Source organism: Antarctobacter albus (assembly GCF_900101505.1).
Classification (GTDB): domain Bacteria; phylum Pseudomonadota; class Alphaproteobacteria; order Rhodobacterales; family Rhodobacteraceae; genus Antarctobacter; species Antarctobacter albus.
This window is the reverse complement of the sequence record NZ_FMZI01000009.1, coordinates 218,177-225,901: the sequence shown is the minus strand read 5'-3', so window position 1 is coordinate 225,901 and position 7,725 is coordinate 218,177. Positions and strand designations below refer to the sequence as shown.

8 protein-coding genes are annotated in these 7,725 nt (G+C 64.3%); 5 read left to right on the top strand and 3 right to left on the bottom strand.

Going from position 1 to position 7,725, the window contains the following annotated elements; translation table 11 throughout:
* Nucleotides 1-889, bottom strand: an 889-nt coding sequence (locus BLQ71_RS17120) for an adenosylhomocysteinase (protein ID WP_074622565.1), incomplete at its 3' end; no start/stop codon positions are given.
* A gap of 192 nt (nt 890-1,081) precedes the next feature.
* Here BLQ71_RS17120 and BLQ71_RS17115 point away from each other — a divergent pair.
* The 3 genes from BLQ71_RS17115 (at nt 1,082) to BLQ71_RS17105 (ending at nt 3,337) form a co-directional block, all read left to right on the top strand.
* The gene (locus BLQ71_RS17115) at nt 1,082-1,681 is read left to right on the top strand and encodes an HD domain-containing protein (protein ID WP_074622564.1); all 600 of its coding nucleotides are present in this window, start codon (nt 1,082-1,084) and stop codon (nt 1,679-1,681) included.
* Complete coding sequence (locus BLQ71_RS17110; protein WP_074622563.1) at nt 1,678-2,166, top strand: GNAT family N-acetyltransferase; 489 nt, start codon at nt 1,678-1,680, stop codon at nt 2,164-2,166. Before BLQ71_RS17115 ends, BLQ71_RS17110 begins: the two co-directional genes overlap by 4 nt.
* 277 nt (nt 2,167-2,443) lie before the next feature.
* On the top strand, nt 2,444-3,337 hold the full coding sequence (locus BLQ71_RS17105) for a LysR family transcriptional regulator (protein WP_074622562.1): 894 nt from the start codon (nt 2,444-2,446) through the stop codon (nt 3,335-3,337).
* Here BLQ71_RS17105 and BLQ71_RS17100 read toward each other — a convergent pair.
* Together BLQ71_RS17100 and BLQ71_RS17095 are read right to left on the bottom strand one after the other, a co-directional pair.
* On the bottom strand, nt 3,334-3,888 hold the full coding sequence (locus tag BLQ71_RS17100; RefSeq protein WP_043142704.1) for an ActR/PrrA/RegA family redox response regulator transcription factor: 555 nt from the start codon (nt 3,886-3,888) through the stop codon (nt 3,334-3,336). The two genes, BLQ71_RS17105 and BLQ71_RS17100, sit on opposite strands and share 4 nt — an antisense overlap.
* Before the next feature lie 78 nt (nt 3,889-3,966).
* Nucleotides 3,967-4,590: an SCO family protein gene (locus BLQ71_RS17095; protein ID WP_043142707.1), complete on the bottom strand. Its 624-nt coding sequence runs from the start codon at nt 4,588-4,590 to the stop codon at nt 3,967-3,969.
* A gap of 76 nt (nt 4,591-4,666) precedes the next feature.
* Between BLQ71_RS17095 and regB the strand changes: the two genes are divergently transcribed.
* A complete protein-coding gene (gene regB / locus BLQ71_RS17090) occupies nt 4,667-6,073 on the top strand; it encodes a sensor histidine kinase RegB (protein WP_043142710.1) in 1,407 nt (468 codons plus the stop codon).
* A 98-nt stretch (nt 6,074-6,171) separates the two neighbouring features.
* A complete protein-coding gene (locus BLQ71_RS17085) occupies nt 6,172-7,689 on the top strand; it encodes a PAS-domain containing protein (protein ID WP_074622561.1) in 1,518 nt (505 codons plus the stop codon).
* Nucleotides 7,690-7,725 lie beyond the last annotated feature (36 nt).

Below are 7,725 nucleotides of genomic sequence, written 5' to 3'. Positions count from 1 at the left end.
CGTCTTCCAGCGTCGTCACCTCGAAGCCGTCCATCGCCGCCTGCAGGGCGCAGATCGGGTCGATCTCGGTCACTTTCACGCGGGCACCGGCGCCGCGCAGCGAGGCGGCAGAGCCCTTGCCGACGTCGCCGTAACCGCAGACCACGGCGACCTTGCCGGCCATCATCGTGTCGGTGGCGCGGCGGATGCCGTCGACCAGCGATTCCTTGCAGCCGTACTTGTTGTCGAACTTCGACTTGGTCACGCTGTCGTTGACGTTGATCGCCGGGAAGGGCAGCTGGCCGTCGCGCACCAGCTGGTACAGGCGGTTGACGCCGGTGGTGGTTTCCTCGGACACGCCCAGGATCTGGTCGCGGGTCTTGGTGAACCAGCCGGGGCTTGCCGCCATGCGCTTCTTGATCTGCGCCTTGATGACTTCCTCTTCTTCCGAGGTCGGCACGGCGATGATGTCCTCACCCGCCTCGGCGCGCGCCCCCAGCAGGACGTAGAGCGTGGCGTCGCCGCCATCGTCCAGGATCATGTTCGGGCCATCGTCGAACAGGAAGGACTTGTCGAGGTAATCCCAATGCTCTTCCAGCGTCTGGCCCTTGATCGCGAAGACCGGGATGCCTGCCTCGGCGATGGCGGCGGCAGCATGGTCCTGGGTCGAGAAGATGTTGCAGGACGCCCAGCGCACGTCGGCGCCCAGCGCCACCAGGGTTTCGATCAGGACAGCGGTCTGGATCGTCATGTGCAAGGAACCGACGATGCGCGCGCCTTTCAGCGGTTTCGCCTCGCCGTATTCCGCGCGCAGCGCCATCAGGCCCGGCATCTCGGTTTCGGCAATGTCGAGTTCCTTGCGGCCGAACCCGGCCAATGCAATGTCCTTGACGATGTAATCCTGGGTCATCTCGGTTCCTTCGAATGCGGTGGCGCGCCTCTTGTGCGGGGCGGCGATGCTCTGGCCAGCAGGTAGCACCGGCGGCCTTCGCGTACAACGCCATACTCCGCCGCAGGGCCGTGACGTTCCGGCCAGCGCCCGATTTACAAGCAGGAATTCGCGTCTTAGTCAGGGCCGCGCAGCAGGACCCCGGGGAAGAGTATGGCGAAACAGACGCGAGCCTGGCAAAGGATGCTTTCGGGGCGCAGGCTGGACCTGCTGGACCCGACGCCGCTGGATATCGAGATCGAGGACATCGCCCACGGGCTGGCCTTTGTCGCCCGCTGGAACGGGCAGACGCGCGGCGACTATGCCTATTCGGTGGCCGAGCATTCCCTGCTGGTCGAGGTGATATTCGGCCGGCTTTGCCCGCAGGCGCGCGTGGCCGACCGGCTGACCGCGCTGCTGCACGACGCGCCGGAATACGTGATCGGCGACATGATCTCTCCGGTGAAGGCCGCTGTCGGTCCGAACTACGAAGAACTGGACAAGCGGCTCTCCGCCGCCATCCACATCCGCTTTGGCCTGCCCGCCGCCACGCCGCAGCGGCTGAAAAAGCAGATCAAGAAGGCGGACCGTATCAGTGCCTGGATGGAGGCGACCCAGATCGCCGGGTTTACCCATGCCGAGGCGGACAGGTTCTTTGGCGCGCCCGACATGGACATGATCGCCGATCTGTCGATCCACCTGCGCCCGCCGGTCGAGGTGCGCGCAGATTTCACCGCCCGCCACGCGGCCCTGTTGCAGGAGATGCCCCGATGACGATCACGATACGCCGCGCCGGTCCGCTGGACGCCCGTCCCCTGGCCGAGTTGCTGAACGAGGTGATCGCCGCAGGCGGCACCACCGCCATGACCCGACCCGTCGATGCCGAGGACCTGCGCGGCTGGATCACGCGCTGTCCCGACCGCGCCGCCTGGCACCTGGCCGAGGATGACAGCGGCGAGGTCATGGGGTTCCAGTGGATCGAACCGGCGGAGTATTTGCCGGAAGACGCGGCCGAGATCGCCACCTTTGCCCGCCGTGGCCGGACCGGGCTTGGCATCGGCTCGGCGCTGTTTCGCGAAACCGAAAAGGCCGCCCGTGCACTTGGCTATCGCTGGATCAATGCCAACATCCGCTCGGACAATATGGGCGGGCTGGCCTACTACCAGAGCCGGGGGTTCGAGGACTACGGAACCAAGCCCGGCGTCCGATTGGATGATGGCCGGACCGTCGACAAGGTACTGAAACGCTACGACCTCTGACCGCGCAACGCAGGGTGCGCTGTGGCCTGGCGCGCCCCGTCCAGGACGTACCGCAACCATGCTCCGGGCGCGCAGGCGACGGGCAGGGCCGCAACCGCCCTCAGGGCCGCGTCTTCCTTTTCGATGTCCCGACGCATTCCACGGCCAGCGGCATCGTATCGGCGCGTTGCACGCATCATGTCTTCTGATAACTGAAGCATCGTATTCTCCCAGGGCACCTTCGGCCCAGGGCTATAAATAACTTGAGTTCCGACAAATCCTGAGTCAGGAATTTTTCGTGACCTTTAAGTTGGACTACAAGATGGCAGAGATCGACTGGCACCACCTCCCGCCGCTTTCCAGCCTGCGCGCCTTTGAGGCGACGGCGCGGCTGCAGGGGTTTTCCGCCGCCGCACGCGCCCTGAACGTGACCCCCGCCGCCGTGGCCCAGCAGGTGCGGTCACTTGAATCAGAGGTTGGCGCGAAACTCGTGCGGCGCGAAGGCCGGGGGCTGGTTCTGACGGAGGCCGGTCAGCAACTCGCCAAACCCATGACCGAGGCGTTTTCCCTTTTGGCGAATGGCATCGACGGGCTGCGGCAGCGAGAGGCCAGCCGTGGGATCCGTGCAACCACCACCACCTTTATCGTGGACGCGGTGATCCTGCCCAAACTCTGTGACTTCTGGTGCGCACATCCGGAAATCCCGGTCTCCTTCGTGCCCGGGGCCTGCCTGTCGCCGGTGGATTTCGACGGGTTCGACATCGGCATCCGCATCGGAACACCCGAGGACTGGCCGGACTATCGCTGCGAGCCCCTGATCGAATGCGAAACGGTCTTCGTTGCCGCGCCGAAACTCGCGGCGTCTGCGGCGCCGCAGGATCTGCCCTGGATCCTGGGTCCGGCGGACCGCCCCGATGCCCGCATGCTGGCGGAAACGGGGATCGACGTGGACAGGGTCGCACGCCGCGACATAGGCGAGATTTCACTTGAGATCGAGGCGGCGCGGCGCGGCATCGGCGCCATCATGGCGACGGATGTCATCGTGCGCCGCCACCTGGACGACGGGTCATTGGTCAAGCTGGACCTGACCTATCCGCGCAAGTCGGTCTACCACGTCATCCTGCCCAGCGGCCCGGTCAGACCGTCCGTGCGTACCTTCGTCGACTGGCTGAAATCCAGCGTCGCCACTTAGCGCGGGCTGCGCTTCGCCAGGATGCGCTGCAGTGTCCGGCGGTGCATGTTCAGCCGCCGCGCGGTTTCCGAGACGTTGCGATCACACAGCTCGTAGACCCGCTGGATATGCTCCCAACGCACGCGGTCGGCGCTCATCGGGTTTTCCGGGGGCGGCGGCAGGTCGTCGCCCTTGGCCAGCAGCGCGTTGGTGATGTCGGTCGCGTCCGCAGGTTTCGACAGGTAATCCGTCGCCCCGATCTTGACCGCGGCGACGGCGGTGGCAATGGCACCATAGCCGGTCAGCACGACCACGCGGCTGTCGGGCCGCTTTTCGCGCAGCACCTCGACCACGTCCAGGCCGTTGCCATCCTCAAGCCGCAGGTCGACAACCGCATAGGCCGGCGGGCGGGCGGTGGCGATGGCCGTACCCGCCGCGACAGATCCGGCCATCTCGACCTCGAAACCGCGTTTTTCCATAGCCTTGGCGAGGCGCCTCAGGAAAGGTTCGTCGTCATCGACCAGGAGCAACGAGCGGTCGGCTCCCAGTTCTTCGATGCTGCGTTCCGCCAATAGCCTTCCTCCCGCCACAACTGCGTGAAAACGAGTATTAGCGGGCTAAGTTCCGGCGGTCAAACGCATCCGGACAAGTCAAGATGCCTCGATGAAGCAGGCCGTGCGGTCAGCCATCTGCTCGGGCGTGACCTCGCGCCGGAAGAACTCGACAAAACCCTGTTCGGGCAGCACCAGGTAAGTGAAGGTCGAGTGGTCGACCAGATAGTATTCCGGGTCCGCGTCGGCCTCTTTGCGGTAGTAGGTCCGGTAGGCCTGGCTGGCCGCCTTGACCTGTTCGGCAGAGCCGGTCAGCCCGATCATCTTGTCGTGGATCACCTCGGCGAACTCGCCCACCACCTCGGGCGTGTCCCGCTCGGGGTCGATGGAAATGAAGACCGGGGTCACGTCGTAGCCGCGTTCCGCCAGCACATCGACGGCATCGGCGTTACGCGCGGTGTCGAAGGGACAGACATCGGGACAGAAGGTGTAGCCGAAATACACCAGGCTGGGCTTGGTGATCACATCCTTGTCGGTCACCGTCTCACCGTTCTTGTTCAACAGCTCGAAAGGTCCACCAATGGTTTCCGCGCCCCCGGCGATCTTGCTGGTCCGGCACTGGGCAAAGGGATCGTCCGAGGCGGATTGCTGAGTGTAGACCCAGACACCGGCGCTGATGGCGACGAGACCGGCGAAGGCGGCGATTGCGGCAAGACGCTGCATGACTTTCTTCCTCTGGAATGGTTTAGCTGTAGCTATCTGTTGAGGGGCTGGACGCAAGAGGGACGAAAGGGCGCAGATGGCGCAAGGGGATCTCGGACTGATCGGCGACGAACAGCGTAGCAACTGGATCCGGCTGCGCACGATGATCCTGTTGCGCTGGTTCGCGGTGATCGGACAGCTGATCGCGATCACCCTGGCCCAGCGGCTCTACAACCTGCAGCTGGAACTGGGCCTGTGTTACCTGGCCGTGGGTGTCTCGATCGTCGGCAACCTGATCGCGATCTCGGTTTTTCCCGAAAACAAGCGGTTGAGCGAGACAGAGAACTTCATGATGGTGATGTTCGACCTCTTGCAGCTGTGTTTCCTGCTGTACCTGACGGGTGGGCTGCACAACCCGTTCTCGTTGCTGGTACTGGCGCCGGTCACCGTTTCGGCGGCTGTGCTCAGCCTGCGGTCGACCTTTCTGCTGGGGTTCACTGCCTTCGCGCTGGTTACGGGCATGGTCTATTACCACCTGCCCCTGCGCACCGAGCAGGGGTTCATCCTGCGCATTCCTGACATTTTCGTGTACGGCCAATGGGCAGCAATCTGCATCGCGCTGGTCTTTATCTCTGTCTACTCGCGCCGCATCACGCGCGAGATGAATTCCATGTCCGACGCGCTGGCCGCCACGCAGATGGCGCTGGCCCGGGCACAGAAACTGAACGACCTCGGCGGCGTGGTGGCCGCTGCGGCGCATGAACTTGGCACGCCGCTGGCCACGATCAAGCTGACCTCGTCGGAACTGGCCGAGGAACTGGACGACCATCCCGACCTCGTCGATCTCAAGGAAGACGCGCTCTTGATCCGGGAACAGGCCGACCGCTGCCGCGACATCCTGCGCAGCATGGGGCGGGCGGGCAAGGACGACCTGCACATGCGCCACGCGCCCCTGATCGAGGTGATCCGCGAGGCCGCCGAACCGCACCAGGACCGGGGCAAGGAAATCCTGATCGAGGAGGGGCCGGGCCCCGGGGGCGACTATGCCCAGCCGCAGATCCTGCGCCGCCCCGAGGTGATCCACGGGCTGCGCAACCTGGTCCAGAATGCGGTGGATTTCGCGCGGACCAAGGTCTGGGTCGAGGCGATGTGGACGGATGACGTGATTTCCATCCGTATCGTCGATGACGGGCGCGGCTTTCCCCAGCACCTGATCGGCCGCATCGGCGACCCTTTCGTGCGCCGCCGCCGCAGCGAAAGCGAAAAACGCGCGCGCCCGGAATATGAGGGCATGGGCCTTGGGCTTTTCATCGCCAAGACCCTGCTTGAACGCACCGGGGCCGAGCTAAGCTTTGCCAATGGATCGGACCCCTACTCGGCGGTGTCGGACCAGTCCGAACGCCGCGGCGCCATCGTCGAGGTGGTCTGGCCACACAGCAAGATCGTCGCCGACGCCGCAAAACCGGGGACCGCGCTGGGAGAGAACCGCCCGATTGAAATTTAAGATGACTTTAACCTTAATGTTTTATGCTTAACGCGAAATTAACCAAACTGAAATCAACCTGAAGGCCAATCCGCGGGACACGGGTAAGAGGCAGGACCTTGGAGGATCTATTAATTCTGGCAATCGGCGCCGGTGCCGCCGCGGCATTCATGGCCGCCGCACTGATCCTGTTCACGCTGTGCCCGCGCCGATCGCAGTTGCAGCACTCTGGAACGCCGGAAACCGTACTGCTGTTCCGAAACGGCGAAGTTGTCGATTTCACCCAGGATGCCGCAGTGCTGTTCGATCGCACGGTGCTGACCGGTATGGGCTGGGACGAGGTGCGCGAAACGCTATTGCCCGGCTTCCCGGATCTGCCGGAAGAGCTGCCGGGCCGGCCCTTGCACTGGCGTTCGCCTCATGTCGGCAATGCCGAACTGTGGGCCGACCCCGCGGGCAGCCGGCTGCACCTGCGTCTGCAATGCACGCCCGACGGCGCCGCCACGCTGTTCCGGGCCCGCTGCCAGAGCGACGAGTACCACCGCCTTTCGGAAATGTCGCGCAACGCCCCCGATGCGCTCTGGCAAACCGATGATGACGGGCAACTGATCTGGTACAACGAGGCCTACGAACACCTGTGCGCAAGCACCGGGCACGAAATCGACGGCACCTGTCCCGTCGACATCGAACTGCCCTCCAAACGAGTCGAGCGCAGCACCCGCATCAGCATCAAGCCCGAGGGGCAGCCGCAGCGCTGGCTCGAAGTCGTCTCGCGCCCGGTCGAACACGGCTGGGTGCATTACGCCACAAGCATCGACAGCCTCGTCAACGCCGAGATGGCGCAGCGCAACTTCGTCCAGACGCTGACCAAGACCTTTGCCCACCTGCCCATCGGTCTGGCCGTCTTTGACCGTGACCGGCAACTGGTGCTGTTCAACCCGGCGCTGGTGGACCTGACACATCTGCCGGTGGATTTCCTTTCGGCCAAACCCAACCTCCTGTCCTTCTTCGATCACATGCGGGAAAACCGCATGATGCCCGAACCCAAGAACTATGCCTCCTGGCGGGACAAGCTCTATGACGTGGTTTCGGCCGCGCGCGAAGACCGCTATTGCGAGACCTGGAACCTGCCCTCTGGCCTGACCTACAAGATCACCGGCCGCCCGCATCCGGACGGCGCCGTCGCCTTCCTGATCGAGGACATCAGCGCCGAGATCTCGCTCACCCGCCGCTTCCGCTCGGAACTGGAATTGACGCAATCGGTGCTGGATTGTTTCGACGACGCGGTGGCCGTCTTCTCTCGGCTGGGTGTGCTGACCTTTTCCAACGCCGCCTACCGGGCACAGTGGAAATGCGACCCCGACAGCGCCTTTGCCGAGATCACCATCGTCGATGCCACCAAGGAATGGCAGCAGGATTGCCAGCCCAGCCCGATCTGGGCCGACCTGCGCGAATTTGTCCTGACCCTGCGTGACCGCCAGGGCTGGGAGGCGCAATTGACCCGCAAGTCCGGTGAACAACTGCGCTGCATGGTACAGCCTGTGGCTGCCGGGGCGACCCTTGTCCGCTTTACCAGCCTGCCCGTCCAGGCAGAGGAAACCGCCCAGCCCGACAATCGCCGGAAAGCGGTGGGATAGCCGCTTGCAGGCCCCTGCGCGGCGCCGGTATCCTCG

Bases quoted from the DNA above. Each gene is read 5' to 3' on its own strand.
- BLQ71_RS17115 (WP_074622564.1), top strand. From the start codon at position 1,082: ATGGCGAAACAGACGCGAGCCTGGCAAAGGATGCTTTCGGGGCGCAGG.
- BLQ71_RS17110 (WP_074622563.1), top strand. From the start codon at position 1,678: ATGACGATCACGATACGCCGCGCCGGTCCGCTGGACGCCCGTCCCCTG.
- BLQ71_RS17095 (WP_043142707.1), bottom strand. From the start codon at position 4,590: ATGCAGCGTCTTGCCGCAATCGCCGCCTTCGCCGGTCTCGTCGCCATC.
- regB (WP_043142710.1), top strand. From the start codon at position 4,667: ATGGCGCAAGGGGATCTCGGACTGATCGGCGACGAACAGCGTAGCAAC.